The organism is Paenibacillus terrae (genome assembly GCF_000943545.1).
Lineage (GTDB): Bacteria > Bacillota > Bacilli > Paenibacillales > Paenibacillaceae > Paenibacillus > Paenibacillus terrae_A.
Genome location: NZ_JTHP01000045.1, coordinates 23101 through 44107, shown reverse-complemented (window position 1 = coordinate 44107; position 21007 = coordinate 23101). Strand labels below are relative to the sequence as shown.

The 21007-nt window shown below is 46.8% G+C and carries 16 protein-coding genes and 2 riboswitches; of the genes, 9 read left to right on the top strand and 7 right to left on the bottom strand.

Going from position 1 to position 21007, the window contains the following annotated elements:
• Window positions 1–33 precede the first annotated feature (33 nt).
• A riboswitch (cyclic di-GMP riboswitch) is annotated at window positions 34–114 on the top strand.
• 42 nt (window positions 115–156) lie between these two features.
• Window positions 157–238, top strand: a riboswitch (cyclic di-GMP riboswitch).
• 51 nt (window positions 239–289) lie between these two features.
• The 5 genes from QD47_RS19850 (at window position 290) to QD47_RS19830 (ending at window position 10284) form a co-directional block, all read left to right on the top strand.
• A complete protein-coding gene (locus QD47_RS19850) occupies window positions 290–1057 on the top strand; it encodes a transglutaminase domain-containing protein (RefSeq protein ID WP_044647750.1) in 768 nt (255 codons plus the stop codon).
• 211 nt (window positions 1058–1268) lie between these two features.
• The gene (locus QD47_RS19845; RefSeq protein ID WP_044647749.1) at window positions 1269–4967 is read left to right on the top strand and encodes a collagen binding domain-containing protein; all 3699 of its coding nucleotides are present in this window, start codon (window positions 1269–1271) and stop codon (window positions 4965–4967) included.
• Between the two features lie 103 nt (window positions 4968–5070).
• Window positions 5071–5697 carry a class D sortase gene (locus tag QD47_RS19840; protein WP_044647748.1) on the top strand — a complete coding sequence of 209 codons (627 nt, stop codon included), beginning with the start codon at window positions 5071–5073 and terminating at the stop codon, window positions 5695–5697.
• 215 nt (window positions 5698–5912) lie between these two features.
• The gene (locus QD47_RS19835; RefSeq protein WP_044647747.1) at window positions 5913–9503 is read left to right on the top strand and encodes a collagen binding domain-containing protein; all 3591 of its coding nucleotides are present in this window, start codon (window positions 5913–5915) and stop codon (window positions 9501–9503) included.
• Window positions 9504–9684: 181 nt separating this feature from the next.
• The gene (locus QD47_RS19830; protein WP_235332308.1) at window positions 9685–10284 is read left to right on the top strand and encodes a GGDEF domain-containing protein; all 600 of its coding nucleotides are present in this window, start codon (window positions 9685–9687) and stop codon (window positions 10282–10284) included.
• Window positions 10285–10374: 90 nt separating this feature from the next.
• Here QD47_RS19830 and QD47_RS19825 read toward each other — a convergent pair whose 3' ends face one another.
• A complete protein-coding gene (locus tag QD47_RS19825; protein ID WP_014279425.1) occupies window positions 10375–10839 on the bottom strand; it encodes a cupin domain-containing protein in 465 nt (154 codons plus the stop codon).
• Window positions 10840–11146: 307 nt separating this feature from the next.
• Between QD47_RS19825 and QD47_RS19820 the strand changes: the two genes are divergently transcribed.
• From QD47_RS19820 to QD47_RS19805, 4 genes are all read left to right on the top strand, one after another.
• Window positions 11147–11905 carry an amino acid ABC transporter ATP-binding protein gene (locus QD47_RS19820; protein ID WP_044647746.1) on the top strand — a complete coding sequence of 253 codons (759 nt, stop codon included), beginning with the start codon at window positions 11147–11149 and terminating at the stop codon, window positions 11903–11905.
• A gap of 83 nt (window positions 11906–11988) precedes the next feature.
• Window positions 11989–12819 (top strand): transporter substrate-binding domain-containing protein, encoded by an 831-nt coding sequence (locus tag QD47_RS19815; RefSeq protein ID WP_044647745.1) that lies wholly within the window; start codon window positions 11989–11991, stop codon window positions 12817–12819.
• A gap of 18 nt (window positions 12820–12837) precedes the next feature.
• Window positions 12838–13497: an amino acid ABC transporter permease gene (locus QD47_RS19810; RefSeq protein ID WP_044647744.1), complete on the top strand. Its 660-nt coding sequence runs from the start codon at window positions 12838–12840 to the stop codon at window positions 13495–13497.
• Window positions 13498–13511: 14 nt separating this feature from the next.
• Entirely contained in the window at window positions 13512–14162 is a 651-nt protein-coding gene (locus QD47_RS19805) for an amino acid ABC transporter permease (RefSeq protein WP_044647743.1), read from the top strand.
• Window positions 14163–14183: 21 nt separating this feature from the next.
• Here QD47_RS19805 and QD47_RS19800 read toward each other — a convergent pair whose 3' ends face one another.
• The 6 genes from QD47_RS19800 to QD47_RS19775 all read right to left on the bottom strand — a co-directional run bounded on the left by QD47_RS19800 (window position 14184) and on the right by QD47_RS19775 (window position 20900).
• The gene (locus QD47_RS19800) at window positions 14184–15077 is read right to left on the bottom strand and encodes a LysR family transcriptional regulator (RefSeq protein WP_268794261.1); all 894 of its coding nucleotides are present in this window, start codon (window positions 15075–15077) and stop codon (window positions 14184–14186) included.
• Between the two features lie 101 nt (window positions 15078–15178).
• Window positions 15179–16999, bottom strand: a complete 1821-nt coding sequence (gene opp4A, locus QD47_RS19795; protein ID WP_044647741.1) for an oligopeptide ABC transporter substrate-binding protein — start codon at window positions 16997–16999, stop codon at window positions 15179–15181.
• Window positions 17000–17041: 42 nt separating this feature from the next.
• Window positions 17042–17941 carry an ABC transporter permease gene (locus QD47_RS19790; protein WP_044647760.1) on the bottom strand — a complete coding sequence of 300 codons (900 nt, stop codon included), beginning with the start codon at window positions 17939–17941 and terminating at the stop codon, window positions 17042–17044.
• Between the two features lie 40 nt (window positions 17942–17981).
• Window positions 17982–18950 (bottom strand): oligopeptide ABC transporter permease, encoded by a 969-nt coding sequence (opp4B, locus tag QD47_RS19785; protein WP_044647740.1) that lies wholly within the window; start codon window positions 18948–18950, stop codon window positions 17982–17984.
• A gap of 14 nt (window positions 18951–18964) precedes the next feature.
• Entirely contained in the window at window positions 18965–19891 is a 927-nt protein-coding gene (locus tag QD47_RS19780; protein WP_044647739.1) for an ABC transporter ATP-binding protein, read from the bottom strand.
• A complete protein-coding gene (locus tag QD47_RS19775) occupies window positions 19869–20900 on the bottom strand; it encodes an ABC transporter ATP-binding protein (protein ID WP_082067243.1) in 1032 nt (343 codons plus the stop codon). Before QD47_RS19775 ends, QD47_RS19780 begins: the two co-directional genes overlap by 23 nt.
• Window positions 20901–21007 lie beyond the last annotated feature (107 nt).

The following is a 21007-nucleotide window of genomic DNA, read 5'->3' as shown; positions in this document are numbered from 1 at the left end:
GTCCAACTGATAGAATGATAGATATAGACTGTTCAGGATAAATGGCAAACCTGTCGAAAGGCAGGGACGCAAAGCTACAGGGCCTTCTTTTTAAGATGGCAGCCAGCTACCGGTTGGAGAGGCTTTTTGTCGTGTCTTTTTTTCCTGAAAAACTTTATACGATAATAGCAAACCTGTCGAAAGGCAGGGACGCAAAGCTATAGGGCCTTCTTTTTAAGATGGCAGCCTGGCCGCCGAAAGGAAGTTTTTCTATGAGGAAAATGTCATCTTTTTTAATTATTTTGGTTTTTTGTTATCCATCCCCCTACATACGACAGCATTTGCTGCCGAAAGTCAGGCATGGCTGAATCAAAACAACGTAAACCACGGTATTGTTAGTATACGTTATCCTGTCAACTCCAATGTCAAAACCAAGATTGTAATTACCAAGGATGCGGAGAAATACTCTTATTATCTGAATTCGAGCAAGCCTGAGGAAGCATTTGCTCTTCAAATGGGCAATGGCAATTATAACATTCGTTTATTGGAACAGTTAACTGGCAACCAGTATAAAGTGATAGGTGAAGAAACGGTCCAGTTAAATTTGAATGACAGTAAAACCATATACCTCAATTCTATTCAAAATATTGACTGGAGCGATACGAATCAGGCGATTCGGAAAGCCAAGGAATTAACCAAGGGTGCAACGACAGATGATGAAAAGGTGAAACGTATTTACGAGTATGTCATTAGTCATATTAAATACGATTCCAATCAGCCTTTCAACCTATCAACAGACTACCTTCCACAAATTGATCGTACAATAGTTTCGCAAAAAGACATTTGCTATGGATACGCTTCACTGTTCGCCGCCATGCTTCGAAGTGTGGATGTTCCAACGAAGCTGGTTATGGGTGAATCCTCCTATGTGAAAACTTACCACGCCTGGAATGAAGTCAATATCAACAATCAATGGGTTATCATTGACACTACAGTAGATGCCGCTCTAAAAAGCGGAAAACAGAAGTTTGCAATGGCCAAAGAACCCTCCAAATACACAAAAACAAAGCAATATTAATTTCTTTTAGAAAGCCCTGATCACTGCGATCAGGGCTTTTTTCTATTCTTGTTGAGAAATTGTTGAGATAAGGAAGGTATTGTATATCTAGTCAGTCATTTAAAAACTAAGTTGTTGAATATACTATTTCCGGGACAAGAAAGAAGGGGGAACCAAATCCGCCCGGGTACTTTCCATAATATTATGATGAATAGGAGACTTACTTAAGAGTATGAGAACAAAAATAAACGCAACGATCATTGTACTATTGCTTATTTTCCAAAGTTTTTTTAGTGCAGCGTTGGCTTACGCAGACACTTCAACCACGGCTGTACCAGAAAGCGCTATAAGCGATCCTGCGAATACAGTTATGGAAGATGTATACGGTATTCCAAACCCTGAACCATTAGAGGCACCTCCCAGCATAGCTCCCATGATTCAGGCAGCGGCCAACTCAGTTCAAGCAGACAATATTTTAACCAAGCTGATCTTGACGGATGAAACCGGCCGTATCATTGATGCTGTCGATAATCCTGGCGTCCGTGTGGACATTGGCGCGGCAGTCCAGCTGAGCTATGAATGGGAGATTCCGGACAATCAGCATAAAGAAGGCGATACCTTCACCTTTAACTTACCGGAACAATTTGAAATTTACACAGATATCTCGTCTCCGTTGATTTCAACAGATGGAGAGGTTGGTACCTTTACGGTAGATCGCCAAGGGAAAGTCATTATGACCTTTAACGATTACGTAGAGAATCATTCCAACGTAAGCGGAAAACTGCAAGTAAAAACCGAGTTCAGTAAGGAAGTTGCAAAAGGCAGCACAGAAGTCATTATTTCGACTCCAATTAAGATCGGGGTACAAACATCCATCGTCAACATCAAACCCGTGTCCGGTCCCCCAATAAGTAAACAAGGAAAAGCTAACGGCAAAAACAAGATTGACTGGGCCATTAATGTGAATACACAATTGGACACCGTAAAGAATGCGATCGTAACTGACCCGACTCCTCAAGGGCTGGAGCTGTTGCGAGACTCCTTCCAACTGTATAATCTGCAAGTCAATATTGACGGCTCGACGGTAGTTAAGGACCCAATCAGTGGGGACAAGTATACGCTCGAACCAGATCAAGCCGGTACGGGCTTTGTTATTCGTTTTAAAGACGAGAGCATCAGCCAAGCCTATCAGATTCAGTATTCTACAGATATTACAAGTGACGAGACCCGATTCTCCAACACAGCTACTTTTTCGGGAGACTCTATGAATGGTGTCTCTGCTACCGCTACCGTACAGGTTGATCGCGGAGAATTTTTGTCCAAGAAGGTGGAAAGTTACGACCCTGTTACACAAACGGTATCTTGGGTGATCAAGTACAACTTCAGCGAAAAGAAAATACCTGCCGACAAAGCCTTGTTAAGTGATCGGTTCAACAACAGTCAGGTATGGCTTCCCGATTCACTTGAAATATACAAAGACGACACTCAAGAGGTGCTTCCATCCTCAGAATATACCGTCTCTCCGGTTACGAATGATCTGGACAGCAACGGCTTTGATCTCCAATTCAACTCCGATGTGGATACAGCCTATACCATTCGTTATCAAACGAAAGCCAAAGAACGTGTATATCAAGATGATAAGGTAACGAACCGTGTGACTTCAGGTGGAGTCTCTAAGGATGCCACCGCACAACTTAAAAGTGGAATTATTATTAAAGAATCCAAGGAGCCGAACTACAACGCAAAATTCATACCTTGGGTTATTACCATCAATGAAGATCAATATACTATGAACGATATCGTCATCAAGGATGTATTTCCCAACGACGGCCTGGCCTTGTTGCCGAACACTTTGAAAATCCAATCCGCTGACGGAAAAACGGAGCTTCAAGCCCCCGCAGATTATGAGCTGATTCCGTTATCACCGGATTATAAACAAGGGTTTAATATCATTTTCCATACATCGATTAAAGATACTTATACGATCAAATATTCAACCACATTCAATAATGACTGGAAAAAAGATACAACAAAGCCTGAGTTCTGGAATAAATCCGTCATTGAATGGCAACAGGACGGAGATTCAAAATCTGCAGAAGCAGACGCCCGGGTCTTTCCAGACATCATGACCCAGCAGAATGGAGCCAAGCAAGGAAGCTACAATGCCAGCTCCAAGCACATCACATGGGACATTAAGGCCAACTATAACCGTAAGACCCTGAAACAACCGGAAATAAAAGATCCATTGCTGCAAGGTCAGAGGCTACTGCCAAACTCCGTTAAAGTGTACGACATGACACTGACTGGATCGAGGAACGGCGTGGAAAAGGGCTCCGAATTACCAGCAGACCAGTACACACTTATTCTTCCATCCGAACAAAATGGCAACACGTTGCGTATCCAATTTAACAATCAGATTCAAACCCCATATTGGATTACGTTCCAAACGACGCTGGAAGGAGAACTTATTGAAAGAGAAATCCGCAATAAGGCCCTTTTTCTGGATGGAGAAAATATAATCTCAGAATGGTCAGCCCAAGTAACCTTACCTCACGGTGGAGAATATGTTTCTAAAAGCGGCAGCCAGAACGGGAATAAAATCAACTGGCAAATCCGTATAAACGAAGGACAGTCTCAAGTAACAAATGCTAAAATTGTGGATCATCCCAGCAGCAATCAGATTCTGATCGAGAATTCTTTTCATCTGTATTCAACTGTGGTGTCTGAAAACGGGAAGGTTACCAAGAGTACAGAACTAACCAGGGATCTTGATTACAAGCTCATTTTCAAGCCAGATGCTCAAGGTCAGGAAACTTTTGAGCTTGCTTTTACGAAGGAGATTTCCTCCGCCTTTATTCTGGAATATCAAGCGTTCATTGATGCAGCTGACAAAGAAAAGGTGAGCAACAAAGTAACCTTTGAAGGGGATCGCTTAACGACAGAACAGAAGGAGATGAATCAAGAAATTATTGTGCGGACTTCTTCCGGCTCCAGTTCAGGCAGCGGTATTAAAGAAAGCCTCGAAATTACAAAGGTTGATCAAGATGAGCCTGATAAGGTACTGCCCGGAGCAAAATTCGCGCTCTATGATAAAGCGGAAAAAAGAGCCCCAATCATTCAAACTACCAATGCGGAAGGGAAAATTGTGTTCTCTGCATTGCTCCATGATGATTACATCTTGGAAGAGCTTGTAGCTCCCCAAGGCTATAAAATAATGGATAGTAAGCTTGAAATCAAAATAGACGAAACGATCAAACAAAGTGCCGGCATAAAGAAGGTTGTGGTAACCAACAAAAAAGAAAACACCACAGATCCGGGTACACCTGGTACACCTACTAATCCGGGCACGCCTGGTACACCTACCAACCCAGGTACGCCTGGTACACCTACCAACCCAGGTACGCCTGGTACACCTACCAGCCCGGGTACGCCTGGTACGCCTACTAATCCAGGTACGTCTACCAGCTCGGGATCAGGCAAAAAACGCGACAAGGAGCCTGAAACAACAACTACACCGTCTATACCCGTTCCTTTAGTGGACAATAAAGAACAGACTGTGGATGGTGAGAGCCCGGTATTAGATAGCATCGTGCCTGAATCTACACCTGACAAAAAACAGACGGATGATGATGGGGGCCTGCCAACGGGTGGTATTGTGCCTGAATCTACACCTGCACCGAAAGCAAAATCGAAATTACCAATCATTAAACCTAATAAGGAACCTAATCCCCCCGTGGAAAGTGATGACGACTCTCTGCCTCGTGGTGGAATCAAAGTTCCTGTTGATGTACCGAAAGATCTGAATGTTTCACCATTGGCAAATAAATTGCCACAAACAGGAGAAAACAGCCCTGCTCCCTTCTATTTAACAGGTCTAGCTATGATCATTTGTGGCGCATATCTGAAATATAGACGGATGGGCAAAAAATAAAAATAATCATCCCCTCCCTTTCTCAGACTACACTAAATGAGAAAGGGGGGATTTTTAAAATCAGTATGTGATACACTTACATAAGTTAGGGAGGTTTTTTAGATTGCGTAAGCTATCATACTTGTTCATCGCCTTGGGAATACTCGTTATTTTGTTTCCTAAAGCCAATGAATGGAACGAAGATCGGAAGCAGAGCGAGCTTTTGAAAGAAGCAGAGGTGCTGAACCCTAGCATTATCGACGGCTATAAGCGCTTGTCCAGCAAGCTTGCAGAAAACACGGGCATCGAAACCACACGAGGTCCTTCGGTACCTGCAAATGAAACAGATCCTAGGCAACTCCCCATTGCCACCATTAGCATTAATCGCATTGATTTGAAGCTTCCTGTGCTGGAGGGTGCAACTCGGGATAATATGAAGCACGCATCTGTACATATGTCGGAAACGGCAGCTCTGGGTCAGACAGGAAACGCCGCCATAGCAGCCCACCGTGCGCGTACAGCAGGACGTTTATTTAATCGGCTGAACGAGGTAAAGATTGGAGATAAAATCATTATTAATACCAAGGGTGAACAATATAGTTATACAGTCTATAAAATTTCGATTGTCGCTCCTACAGACGTCTCCGTTCTGAAAAGCTTTGAAAATCAAAAGCTGCTCACATTAATTACATGTGACCCTCTTGTAAATCCGACACATCGCCTCATTGTTCAGGCCCGACAAAGCACCTAAAGCTGGATCTGTTCGCCATATCCGAACACCCTTTGCTACTCAGATTTACTTAATTTGCAGCGTTAGGGGGTATCTCTATTTCATTGGGCAGACTCTTAGTCCGTTGAATATATTACTTCCGGGAAAGAAGGAGGGATGCTATAAACGCCCGGACATGAATACAATATACAGTAATCTTTATACAGTAATCTTTAGAAAGGAGACTTAAATAGAGTATGAGAAAAAAATGGAATGTAATGATTATTGCACTATTACTCATTTTACAAAGCTTTTTTGGTATCACCCAAGCTTATGCTCAAATCCCTGCCCCGGATCAGCCGGAGATTGCTGGAACCGAGGCAGGGCAAACCGTTACAAATGATGTATATGATATCGTAGTACCCGAAACAGAACCAGTCATAGAACCAGAACAGCAGATGCCTCCTTCCCTACCAGCTCCTGTTGTTCAAGCAGCGGTCGCCACAAATTCTGAAAAAGCTGCTCAAGCGAGTATATTAACGAAACTTACCCTGACCGATGCGACCGGTCAAGTGATTGATGCGGTATATAATCCCGATAGTCGCTTGGACATTGACGATGCAGTCCATCTCATTTATGACTGGGAGCTTCCCAACAATACGTACAAAGCCGGAGACACTTTTACCTTTCAATTGCCCGAGCAATTTGAAATCTACACAGATATCTCCTCTCCTTTGGTTACGACAGATGGAAATGTTGGCCATTTCACGGTAGACCGCCAAGGCAAAGTGGTCATGACTTTTAACGATTACGTGGAGAGCCATTCCAATGTCAGCGGAAAACTGGAGGTTAAGACCGAGTTCAGCAAGCAAATAGAAAAAGGCAGTACAGAGGTCATTATCGCCATCCCGATCAAGGGTGGCGTACAAACAGCAGTCGTAAATATCAAGCCTGCGGCAGGCTCTTCCCTGGATAAGCAAGGGAAAGCCAATGGAACCCGTCAGATTGATTGGACGATTGACGTAAATAAACAATTGGATACGGTTCAACATGCTGTAGTCACCGACCCGACTCCCCAAGGATTGGAGCTGGTAAGGGATTCTATCCGGTTATACCATTTACAAATCAACGTGGATGGTTCAACCTTGCTGCGTGATCCGGTAGATAAGGATAAGTATACGCTGGAAGCCGATTCGGCTGGTACCGGCTTCATCATCCGTTTTAAAGATGAAAACATCCGCAGCGCATACCGAATCCAATACTCCACAAACATCACCAGCGAAGAATCCCGTTTTTCCAACACAGCTACTTTTTCAGGCAGCAATACGAAAGAAGCTTCTGCAACAGCTACAGTAACCGTTCAACGCGGCGAATTTTTGTCCAAAAAAGTGGAGCAATACGATCCGGTTACTCAAACGGTATCCTGGGCGATCAAGTATAATTTTGGCGAAAAGAAAATTCCCGCCGGGAAAGCCGTGTTAGCTGACCGTTTCAACAAAAGCCAGCAGCTCGTGGCCGGTTCACTTAAAGTGTACAAAGGAGCTACTTCAGAGGAACTTTCTTCCTCTGAATATACCGTCTCACTGGTTAGCAATGGAACGGCCAACGGCTTCGATTTACGCTTCAACTCCGATGTGGAGACAGCATACACGATCCGTTATCAAACCAAGGCGGTAGATCGTGTACTTAAAAATGAACGGATAACGAATACCGTAACGTCTGATGGAGTAACCAAAGATACCACTACCGAGCTAAAAAGCGGGGTCATTGTGAAAGGCTTCAAGGAACCGAACTACAACACAAAAACGATTCCCTGGGTTATTGCCATCAATACGGATAAATACACGATGAATCAGGTTGTGATCAACGATACGTTTCCGAATGGCGGTCTGGCTCTCTTACCAGATACATTAAAGATCCAAAGCGCGGACGGAAAATCAACGCTAACATCACCAGCAGATTATGAACTGATTCCTTTATCGCAAGACTATAAGCAAGGATTCACGATACGTTTCCATAAAACGATCCAGGACGCGTATACCATCAGCTATTCAACAACATTTAACAATGAATGGAAAAAGGATACGAGCAAGCCGGAGTTCTGGAATAAAGCTTCCATCTCATGGGTGCAAAATGGAACGCCCTACTCTGCTGAAGCCGAAGCCCGGCTATGGCCTGACAATCTGACACAGCAGAACGGTGCCAAGCAAGGAAGCTATAACGCTACCTCCAAGCACATCACATGGGACATCTTGACGAACTATAACCGTAAAACCCTGAATCAGGCTGAAATAAAGGATACGCTACAGCAAGGTCAGAAGCTGGTTCCCGGCTCTGTCAAAGTGTATGACATGACACTGCTTGGATGGTGGAATGGTGTGGAAAAGGGAGCTGAACTGTCGGCAGACCAATACACCCTTGTTCTTCCCACCGCTGATAACGGCAATGAGCTGCGTATCCGTTTTAATGAACAGATCAACACTCCCTACTGGATCACTTTCCAGACCACATTGGAGGGAGAGATTATTGATAAAGAAATCAACAATAAGGCTCTGCTGATGGATGGAAAAAACATGATCTCTGAGTGGGCAGCCAAAGTAACTGTGCCTCATGGGGGAGAATACGTTACAAAAGCCGGTAGCCAGAATGGTAATAAGATTGACTGGCAGATCCGTATCAATGAAGGGCAATCTTATGTCTCCAACGCCAAAATCGTGGATACACCCAGCAGCAACCAAATCCTGATTGAAGATTCCTTTCATTTGTATTCCACCAGAGTATCAGCCAACGGAGAAGCTGCCAAAGACACTGAATTAGTCAAAGATCAGGACTATAAGCTGAAAATTGCGACTAACGATCAAGGTCAGCAATCCTTTGAGCTTGGCTTCACACAGGCCATTTCATCCGGCTATATTTTGGAATATCAATCTTTTATTCAAGCGGATGATAAAGCGAAAGTGAGTAACAGCGTCTATTTTGAAGGCGACCGCTTAACTACGGAGCTGAGAGAAACCAGTAAAGAAATCATCGTGCGGACATCCTCCGGTTCAGGTTCAGGGGGAGGCATAACAGGAAGCCTGGAAGTGACCAAGGTTGACCAGGATCATCCTGACAAGGTGTTGCCTGGAGCGCGCTTTGCACTCTATGATAAGAACCAAAAAAGAGCCCCGCTCATTCAAACTACCAATGCAGACGGGAAAATTTTGTTCAATTCATTGCTGTATGATGAATATATTCTGGAGGAACTTGCGGCTCCAACAGGCTATAAAATAATAGCCTCGAAGACAGCGGTCAAAATAGACGCCACGGTTAAACAAAGCTCAGGTATTAAGCAGATTGTGGTAACTAATGAAAAAGAGACCCCTGTCGATCCGGGTAAACCTACTGATCCGGAAACGCCTACGAATCCAGGAACGCCTACCAATCCGGGTTCAGGTAAAAAGCACGATAAAGATCCTGAACCCACAGAAACGCCGAATGTACCCGTTAAGCCAGTAACCAATGAGCCACAGATCGTTGAAGATGAAGATGTGCCATTGGGTGTTCCAGAGATTGAGCAGCCTCCTGCAGAACCCGATGCGCTGCCGGAATCGCCAGAAATGGATCCTCCTCAGAAATCGTCTCCACCTGTAGAGATTGAAGATGAACCCATACCCAAAGGAGGCATCAAGTTCCCTGTTGAGGACCCCGAGGACCCAAGTGATTCAGGTCGTACTCCGCAGGTAAATAAATTACCGCAGACAGGAGAAAACAGTCCTGCTCCCTTCTATTTGAGCGGAATGTCTTTCATTCTTCTGGGTGCCTATTTGAAATACAGACGGATGCACAAAAATAAAAGAATGAAATAATCAAACAATCCCCTTTCTTGGCTTACACAAAGCGAGGAAGGGGTACTATCATGATATGGGTGGTGACATGAACTTGAATTTAGCTCAAAACTCCTATATGCTCTTGTGTTTATTGATCTTAAACCTGATCGTATGGACATGCCTTGGGATTTTTTTAAGGTCTGTATTTGTGGAAAGAACTATGCTAAGGAAACTTGCTTACCAAGACCCTGTAACAGGTTTGTTCAATCGGAATGCGCTCAACCACTTTTGGAAGCAACATAAAGGCAAAGAAAGCACTGCTATTTTATACATTGACCTGGACGGCTTCAAAGCCATTAATGATGCTTATGGACACAAGGTTGGCGATATGTTGTTACATGAAGTTAGCCTTCATCTGCTACAAGTCATGAATGCGAACCAAAAGGCTTTTCGAATTGGAGGGGATGAATTTTTACTCATTATAAAAAATTTTGATTCCGACCAGGTAAAAATTTTGGCGCAACTCCTCCTAAGAAAAATCAGCAGCGCCTACAGCATTCATGGACACAGACTATCTGTCACGGGAAGTATTGGCATTAGTTTGAACCCATCCCAGAAGGGGAATTTGCAGACATTGCTCAAAGAGGCGGATATCGCCATGTACCATGCCAAACGAATGGGAAGAAATCGTTATGCCGTGTATTCCAGGATTAGCCGGAAACAGAGCAGTTCATACAACACTACACGGATCAAAAACCTCGCAAAAGACATTCGAAAGCGCCATAATGCCCATGCCAAAAAACAACCTGCACCTCTATAAGCTAGGAAACAATCCAAACCCAGCTGAGAATATAAATCAGGCGGGCCATTCCTGTTGATTTAAGGAACACACCCGCCAATAAAAACTTCTTTATTCAGTTTTACCCTTTGCAATCAGCTTGAAATCGTCAAAGTGGAATCCCGGAGCAACGACACAGGTTACCAGCACAGGCTCATCCCCAAGCGGACGTGCCGTTTGCCATACTGTGCCCGGCACCAGCGCTTGTGGATGCTGTCCTGCCTCCACATCGGCACCGACGATAATCACCGTTTCTTCACCAGGTTGTTCTCCGCTTCCACCCAATTTCAACTCCACAGGGCTTCCGCTATGATACAGCCACAGCTCATCCGAATGCACGACATGCCACTCGGAGAACTCGCCCGGATGCAGCAAAAAATACGTCGATGAAGCTGCAAAGCGCGGACCGGAATACACATCCGGCAGTACAGGCTTCGGAATTTGAAAATGGGACTTCCACATTTCTTTGTACCAGCCGCCTTCCGGATGGGGCTCCATGCCCAATGCGGTTACCAGCGGTGAAATAGCTTTCGTCATTGCACTAACCTTCCTTTACCCTAAATTCCTTCTCCCCTACTGTAAAACATAGCGTTGCTTTTGTCACGTTTCTCCTTTGGAATGTCGAAGGAGATTATTTTATGTCAAATAAAATAACATTAAATTGTGTATTCATGCTCGTTCACATGTGAAAATAGCGATTCACTCATGAATAATTACATAAAAATATATTTTGAGTGAAGTTTTATGACATAAAATCTTGTTTTTTATTGTAAGCTTATAGTATCATGAGAGAAAATTTTGAAATTTTGATAGAGCTTGATCATGCCAGCCAATCTACCAAGCTATGTATCCAAGCCTGAAAGGGGTGAGCCTTCTGATCCAGTTTCGCAACGTCAACAAGCATTTTGGTCACTTCCATGTACTTAAAGACATCAATCTTCAGATTAAGGAGGGCGAGGTCGTCGTGATCATCGGACCCTCCGGCTCGGGTAAAAGCACCCTGCTACGCTGCATCAACCGTTTGGAAACCATATCGGACGGGGAGCTGATCGTCAACGAGATACCTGTACATGACAAAAAGATTGATATTAACGCGTTCCGGCGCAATATCGGTATGGTATTCCAGCATTTCAATTTGTATCCCCATAAAAAGGTAATTGAGAACATTGTACTCGCACCCATGAAGGTGCTGGGCATCTCAAAGAAAGAGGCTACCCAAACAGCCATCACCTATTTGAAGCGTGTTGGAATCGAGGAAAAAGCACAGAGCTACCCCGCCCAATTGTCCGGGGGACAGCAGCAACGGGTTGCTATCGCCCGTGGCCTTGCGATGAATCCGAAAATTATGCTGTTTGACGAGCCTACCTCCGCTCTGGATCCCGAAACCATCGGGGAGGTACTGGATGTTATGCGTTCGCTCGCCCATCAGGGCATCACCATGGTCATTGTGACTCATGAAATGGGCTTTGCCCGTGAAGTAGCGGATCGCGTCATTTTCATGGACAAAGGACAGATTTTAGAAGACAGTCAGCCTGCCGAGTTTTTTCAGAATCCGGGTGAAGAGCGGGCGCGCCTGTTCCTGAGCCGTCTAATTCATCATTAAACAGACCTTTAAATGGATTCAGGATTTTTGCAAACTCCTCTGGAGTGTAAATTCAGAATGTAAATCGAAAGGGGATTGTTCAAATGAGAAAAAGATATTCATGGAGTGCCCTTATGCTGCTTATACTGTCCTGTCTACTCGTTTTGGCTGGCTGTGGAGGCAAGCAAGGAACGGCAACGTCGGGGAATGAGGCGGCGGCAGCCAACGGGCTGGAAGCCATCAAGCAACGTGGCAAGCTGGTTGTTGGGGTGAAATACGACACCAAGCTGTTCGGTCTGAAAGACCCGGCTAGCGGGAAAGTAGAAGGCTTTGATATCGACATTGCCAAGGCGGTAGCCAAACATATTTTTGGAGACGAAACCAAGCTTGAATTGAAGGAAGTCACGTCCAAGACACGAATCACCTTGCTGCAAAACGGGGACATCGACGCCATTATCGCGACCATGACCATTTCGGACGAACGTAAAAAGCAGGTCGATTTCAGCGACGTCTACTTTAACGCCGGGCAATCCCTGCTCGTGAAAAAAGGAAGCCCGATTACCGGTCTGGAGTCCCTGACCCCGGATACCAAGGTACTCGCAGTTAAAGGCTCCACCTCCGCCAAAAATATCCGTGAAAAAGCACCCAAAGCGACTGTACTGGAGTTTGAGAACTACCAGGATGCATTTAATGCACTCAAGGCAGGTCAAGGGCAAGCGTTGACCACCGATAACTCTATTTTGCTCGGCATGCAACAGCAAGATCCGAATTACACCCTCGTAGGCGGAAACTTCACTGAGGAACCTTACGGCATTGCGGTGAAGAAGGGACAAACCGAATTGCTGCAAGCCATTAACGATACGCTCAAGGAACTGAAAAGCAACGGTGAATACGATAAGCTCCACGAGCAATGGCTTGGGGTTAAACCCGAATAATGGAGGTAGTGTCCGCAGATGCTTACTTTTGATATCAACGTACTTTTCGACCACGGCGACCGCTTTAGAGAAGGCTTGCTTCATACCGTTCAAGCCAGTGTCATTGCCTTGATCGGAAGCTTTATTCTGGGGGCGATCATCGCTATCCTCCGAATTGCGCCCTTTCAATGGCTTAACTGGATTGGGACTGTCTATGTAGAGGTCATTCGTAATATCCCGTTACTGATCGTTGTATTGTTCTTTTATCTGGGACTTCCTACTTTGGGTGTTCCTTTGGATGGTTTTGTGTCTGGAACGCTTGGCTTGACCGTGTACACCGCCTCCTTTATTGCAGAAGCAATACGTGCCGGCATCCAGTCCGTACCGAAGGGGCAATTTGAAGCCGCGCGCTCCTCCGGGCTGAGCTACAACCAGACGATGATCAGCATTATTTTGCCGCAAGCGATTAAAATTGTACTGCCTGCGATTGGCAACCAGTTCATCAATCTGGTCAAAAACTCTTCCGTACTGGCCATAGTTGCCGGACTGGACCTGATGTATTATTCGGATCTGATTAACTCGGATACCTTTATGCCCATCACCGTCTATGCCATCACAGCGTTGCTATACCTTGCCTTGACGGTTCCACTTAGCTTTCTTGTCCTGTATATGGAGCGTCGTCTGTCCAAAATATCCTAAGGAGGGAAGCCCGTATGGATTTCAGCGGCTTGTTTGTATGGCCTAATGTGCGTTTTATACTGGAGGGCTTCCTGCTAACGCTGGAGGTCTCCGTTTATTCCATCGTGTTCAGCTTCGTGCTCGGTATCGTGTTCGGTATCCTGCGCTATACGCGCTTACCTGTCATTTCACAAGTAGCGGCCTTTTTGATTGATCTGATACGCAATCTTCCGTTATTGCTCATTATTTTCTTCATCGGTATGGTCTTACCGTCCATTGGTCTTTCCATTTCACTTAAATGGGCAGCCATTACGGGCCTGTCGATCTTTGAGGGGGCCATGATCGCCGAGATTGTCCGTAGCGGTTTGAACTCCGTTCATAAAGGACAGATTGAAGCCGCACGGTCCTCCGGGCTGAGCTATTCCAGAACGTTATGGCATATCATTCTGCCGCAAGCGCTCCGCCGCATGGTGCCACCTATCGTCAGTCAGTTCATTTCCCTGCTCAAGGATACTTCTCTCGCGGTCATTATCAGTCTGCCGGAGCTGACGCATAACATTCAGATTGTCGGAGGTCAAAATCAGTCCTTCGTCATTCCGGCTCTGCTGTTCGCCGCTTTCCTGTACTTCGCTGTCAATTACAGCATGTCACTGCTTGCACGCAGGCTGGAGGTGCGCACTCATTAGCATTCAGCACACATAGCTTGATCAGAGCTGCCGCCAGACTGAACGTTCTGTCAGCACAGCATGTATTTTTTCAATCAGCCGTTTAATGGCTTCTCCCGTGTAACGATCTGACCGATGAATCAGCTCCAGCCGAACCTCGGGTACTCCCCGTGAAATAGGCACTGCGCAAAGGGATGAACGGTCCAGGGATACTGCGAGGGATTTGGTCTGGATAGTCACTGCAAGTCCCTCCTGTACCCAACGCAGGATCGCAGGAATGGAATGGGTCTCCATAGCAGTGGCAAAGGGATACCCGCGATCACAGAAGCATTTTTCAATGTGCCTTCTACCCGGATGATCCCCTGGCTGCATAGCCCAAGGCATGTGCCTCAATTCGTCCAGTGCAATCGAAGAACGGTTGGCAAACGCATGTCCTGCCGGGACAATAAGACAGTAGCTCTCCGTCCGAAGCGGTAGCTGGACGAGCCTTTCATCTATACCTGAGTGCAGCGTAATGCCAAGGTCCATCCGGTTATCCAGCACCTGCTCCAGCAATTCAAACGAGGGGTGGATGTGCAGACTGATTTTAGGAAACAAACGATGAAAATCCATAAACATCTCTTGCAAGGGTTCCTCAAGCTCCGGCAAAGCGATACCGATCCGTAAGCTTCCCCGTTGCTCGGTGCGAAGCTCCTCAATGGAAGCTTTCGCCTGCTGTAGATCCTTGAGCGCATGAGCGCTGTGCTGTAGCAACAGTTTTCCAGCCTCTGTCATTTTGATCTTTTTGCCTGCACGATTAAAGAGAGTCATCCCCAGTTCTTCCTCCAACGCCTTAATTTGCAAACTGAGCGTAGGCTGGGAGATTCCGATCTTTTCAGAAGCTTTCGTAAAATGCAGTTCCTCGCATACGGCTATGAAGTATTGAAGCTGGCGTATTTCCGTCTTCTTTCTCTCCCTTCGAAATTCCGCAGATGGTTACATTAAAAGGCTAAAAGAAGCACGAGATCGGATCACTCCGGTTCGAGCTTCTTTTTAAATTATTGTGCTGCTTCTGCTTTTTCCGCCGTCAACGTAATATTGGCAAACGTGTCTGCACCATACTCCTTGCCACGGGTAATGTCGTAATTGGCTACCCGGTTATTCAGAGCCTCCAGCGAATAGCGGAATAACGTCGGTACGATTGGAGCTTCCTCACTCATATACGCCTGCCACTGATTATATATATCTTTACGATAGTTGTCGTCAAAGGCTTTGACCGACACCCCCTCCTTCAACAGCTTGTCATTTTCTTCACTCGTAAAACGCGAATAGTTAAAGCTGGCTCCGCGTCCATACAATCCACCAGGATCTACATCTGAACCTGTTCCCCATGCGCCGCCAAAAATATCAATGCCGGGATCATCCTTTTGCACACGGTCATAGAAAGAATTGAACTCCAGCAGACGACCGTCTACCAGCTCGACATGTAGCCCGACATCCTTCCAGTTTTGCAAATAGAACTTCGCCAGTGATTCGGCTGTTGCATCCCCGCTCATCGCTGCATAATGGAGCACCAGCTCCTTACCCTTAGGGTCCTCACGGTAGCCATCTCCATTGGTATCCACATATCCTGCCTCGTCCAGCAGCTTTTTCGCCTTGTCCGGGTCATATGTGATGCCCTTCGCGTTCGTGTCATGATATCCCTTAAAGGCAGGCGGAATCAGGGACGTTGCCGGAACCCGAAGCCCGTGAAAGAGCTGCTTGCCGACCTGCTCATTATTCAGCGCATAGCCAAGGGCCTGACGCAATGACTTGTTCGCCAGCTTGGCGTTCGGGTCCATGATATTTAGACTCTTGGCCTGATCGAATTTGCCCAGTTTAAAGCCTACATAGCTATAAGACAATTCCTCCTGACCGAGAAACTGTACATTTTTCGGATTGCTGGCCTCATCATAACGGGTGGTTGGATAGCTGGCCCAGTCAATCTCTCCGCTTTTCAGCGCCTCCGTAATGACATTCGGGTTCACAACCTTCAAATGAAGGCCATCCAGCTTGGGCTCACCGTGAAAATAATCCTTGTTTTTGACAAATTCCACAGATTCACCTGTGACCATAGATTTAATTTTGAACGGCCCATAGCCAATCGGATTTTTACGGACAGGATCAGATCCGGCCATATCTTTCACCGGGATGTTCTGGAATACCTTTTTCTCCAGTGGCGTAGACCAGAGTCCCGATTTCACCGATGGATTAGGCTCCTTGAAGTGAATGGTAACCTCTTTCTCATTCAGCACGTTGATGCCGGAAATCGTTTTGGCCTTGCCCGCGTGATATTCCTCCATACCCACAATATTGGTCATAAAGCTATCGTAACGCGGACCCTCGTAGTCCTTGTGACCAATCACTTCATAGGAAAAAGCATAGTCCTCCGCCGTTACCGGATTACCATCCGTCCAGTTTAGCTTGGGATCAATTTTGACAGTCACGGCCTTATTATCTGCGGAAAAGGAAATCGTCGCCGCCCCTTTATCGTCAATATTCAGATTGGAGTCAATCGAAAACAAAGAAGGATAGAAAAATTGGAAGACTTCAAAATCCGGGTTGCCATCATAAAATACAGGGTTCAAAATTCCTTCAAAAGGGGTATCGGACACAAGTGCATAATTGATGACACCGCCCTTAATCGGTGCCGTATCATTCTTGACCGCCTTCGCCAGCGCTGTCGCATTCACCTGCTTGCTGTCTGATCCTGAGCCGCCTGTACCATCAGACGATTTTCCTCCATTTGAAGCGGATGGCGCGCCGCTGCATGCGGTCAGAGAAAGCACCAAAATTGCAGATAGAACAGGCAGAATTCCTTTTTTCCAGTGTTTAACCATTGTAAGCCCCTCCTTGTCATTGTCCTTATTATGGAACTTCGGTTAACCCAATCGTTGTCTGGCATCCGTGGCGCGTTTGAGCGCCTGGCCGATAAAGTTGATCGCCAGCATTAGCACCAAAATAAGTAAAGATGCAGGCAACCACATCCACCAGCTATTCTGTAATACATCCGGGTCATTGGCGTAGCTCACCAGCGTACCCAAGCTTGGCGTGGATTCTGGCAACCCAAAGCCGAGATAGGAAAGTCCAGTTTCAATCCCGATATTTCCCGCGAGGCTGAGCGTCAGATTGACGATCACGACCGAGCTGAGATTGGGCAGTACGCCAAACCAGATAATTTTCCAATTAGGTGTGCCGAGCGTTTTGGAGGCCTGCACATAGTCCAGCTCCCGCTCCGACAGTACCTTGGCTCGAATCAGGCGTGCTTTTCCAATCCACAAAAAAGCGGTCATGATGAAAATAAAAGATCCTATGCCGCTCTTGGGGACAATACTGACGAATACGATCACCAGCATCAAAAACGGAAGCACCAGGATAAAATCAATGATCCGCATGATGATGTTATCAACCAAGCCACCATAAAAACCGGCCATCAGTCCCAGCGTCAAGCCGATGGCAGCGGATAATAGCGTAATCGTGAAGCCAATCGTGAAGGAATTACGCGCCCCAATGACCAGCTGACCGAAAATATCTCTGCCCGCCCGGTCCGTGCCCAGCCAATGCACCGAGCTTGGAGCTTCACGGATCGCGCCCAAATCGACCGTCGTAACTACATCCTGATTCACAAACAGAACGGATGAATAAATAAAGAGCAAAAACAAAACCACAAACGCGATGGACACCAGCGCCATTTTGTCACGCACCAGCTCGCGGCGCAGTACAGACCAGCTGGATGGTGATTTACGAATGATCTCCGACGTGAAAACCTCCTCCACCTGTATGGACACCTTACATCCCTCCCCTTCCTTCTGAAGTTGTTCGTTATTCGATCCGAATGCGGGGATCGACCTTGCTCAGGATGACATCAGACAAAAGGGTCCCCAATAATGCCAGGAAGCCGGAAATCATCACCAGCGCGGTCACGACTGAAAAATCACGTTGGGTGATAGACTGGAGAAATAGCTGCCCCAGCCCCGGATACCCAAAGATGGATTCAAGGAAAATGTTGCCCGCAATCACTCCCGTCAGGTCATAGCCCAAAAAGGCGGCAATCGGCAGCAGCGAATTTTTGAAAATATGACGGGAATAGATTTTCCCCTCGGGTACCCCTTTGGAGCGCGCTGTTTTCACAAAATCCTTTAACCGTGTGTCGATGACCTCATTGCGCAAATACTGAATCGTGGCTGTTGTACTGAGCAATGCTCCTGTAACCGCTGGCAATATGAGATGGTAAGCCTTGTTGATGTAATATGCCGAGGTTCCCGGCTCCACGCCCACATCCACACTGCCGCTGGTCGGAAACCAGCCGAGCCTGAAGCCGAACACGTACAGCAGCAGCAACGCGAGTATGAATAAGGGGGTCGCAAAGCTGAGATAGGTATAGCCAACCACGGTTTTGTCCAGCGGGCTATGCTGATAACGTCCACTGAGTACGCCAAGCGGAATCGCGATCAGATACGTCAAGATCAGGATCACCACGCCCAAAAAGAACGTGTTCCCCAGACGGCTACCGATCAGATCGGTGACGCCGATTTTATGTACATAAGATTTTCCCAAATCCCCATGAGCCAATTGGGCAAGCCAGTTGCCATATTGTACCCACACCGGATCATTCAGCCCCAGCCTTTGCCGTTGCTCCTCCAGCGCCGCCGGATTCAGATTGGGTGTCGAGGTTATGAGTCCTGTCAGGGCATCCCCCGGCATGGCCTTTGCCAGAAAAAAGATAAGTATGCTCAAAGCAAGCAGCTGAGGGATCATGATCAGCAGCCGACGCAGTGTAAATTTCCACATATTTCGTCCCCCCTTTATGGTAAAGCGACTTGATGGGACGGGCTTACCGCTTTTAGCACAAACGGCTTGCCGTTCTCGTCCAAATGTTTGGGCAGCTCTGTTTTGTAGGAGGACAACAGCGTTCGCCTTTTTTGAGCATTTTCCAGCCGTTTAGCAGGATCTATATTCGGAATGGTCGCAATGAGCCTTTGGGTATACAAGTGCTGTGGATGCTCATAAATATCCTGCTCGCTTCCCTGCTCCACCAGACGCCCCCGGTACATAATCCCGATTTGGTCGCACATATGGCGGATGATACCGAGATCGTGGCTGATGAACAAATACGTCAAATTAAATTCCCGCTGCACATCCTTCATAAAATTAAGCACCTGTGCCTGAACGGACACATCCAGCGCTGATACCGGCTCATCGGCAATGATCAGCTTTGGATTCAACGTGAGCGCACGTGCAATGCCGATCCGCTGCCGCTGTCCCCCGGAAAATTCATGCGGATATTTGTAGGCCGCATCGGCGTTCAAGCCGACCTTTTCCAGTAGCGTCTGAACTTTTCGGCGTTCCTCCTCACTACTCAGCCTTTCAAAATTCCGCAACGGCTCGGCGATGACATCCAGCACACGCTTACGCGGATTGAGCGAGGAATACGGGTCCTGAAAGATCATCTGAATATCTCTCCGCAGCGGATGGCGGTTGTTACGGCTCAGAGCCGCAAGGTCCTTTCCCTTAAAAAGAATCTGTCCGCTCGTCAGCTTATTTAGACCGATGATCGTCCTTCCTGTAGTCGTTTTTCCGCAGCCGGATTCTCCAACCAGCCCGTACGTCTGACCCGCCTCAATGCTGATGGACACACCATCCACCGCTTTTACCTGATCGACCACACGCTGGAAGAAACCACCGCGCACCGGATAATGGACTCTCAGATCATTTAGCTCCAGCAGTGCCATGAGCAGCTTCCCCCTTTGCCTCGTCTTCAAAATGAAAATGATGATAACATGTACAGCGGACCCAATGCCCGGGAGAAACCTCACTTAAATGGGGATGATCCTCATGCGCCTCATGCTGAATCCAGGGGATACGTGGAGCAAAGCGGCAGCTATTGCGGGGAATATTCTGCAAGGAAGGGACGATTCCTCCGATGACGTGCAACGGTTCTCCCTTGGTATCCGATCCCGGCATGGATGCAAGCAAAGAGCGCGTATACGGATGTTGCGGCTGTCGGAACAATTCAAAAACATTGGCGCTTTCCACGATTTCTCCGGCATACATGACCACCACGCGGTCCGCCACCTCTGCCACAACGCCAAGATCGTGCGTAATCAGGATAATGCCGCTTCCAGTCTCCTGTTGAAGCTGCTTGAGCAAGTCGAGAATTTGAGATTGAATGGTTACATCGAGCGCTGTAGTCGGCTCGTCTGCAATAATGAGGGCAGGACGACAAGCGATGGCAATCGCGATCATCACACGCTGCCGCATCCCCCCTGACAGCTCATGCGGATACTGGTCGTATACACGTACGGGATTCGGAATATCCACACTCTCCAGCAATTCCAACACACGTGCCTTTTTCTGCTTCGTAGAGAGGGCCGTATGATAATCAAGGTTTTCCTCAATTTGCTTACCAATGCTCATTAGCGGATTCAGCGCGGTCAGCGGGTCCTGAAAAATCATGCCGATGCCTGCTCCACGGATTTTGTTTATTTGCCCTGTGGAGAGACGATTCAGATCCGTGCCTTTAAAAAGAATCTGTCCCTGCACGCGGGTACGCTCCAGATCGTGCAGTTGTGCTATCGAAAGCGCCAACGCGCTTTTGCCGCATCCGGACTCTCCGACCACAGCCAGCACTTCATTGGGATTGACCGTCAGATCCAGATGGTCGACTGCGGGGTAATATTCATCCTTAATGCGAAAAGATACCGTTAACCCTTTGATCTCCAACACCGACTCGCTACTCAATGTATATGCTTCCTCCATTCTCCATGGCCTTGTCCTGCTTATGCGCGCCACGCTTGATGTTAAACCTCTCATGAACATTACACACCGTTTTAGTCGGAATAATTTGA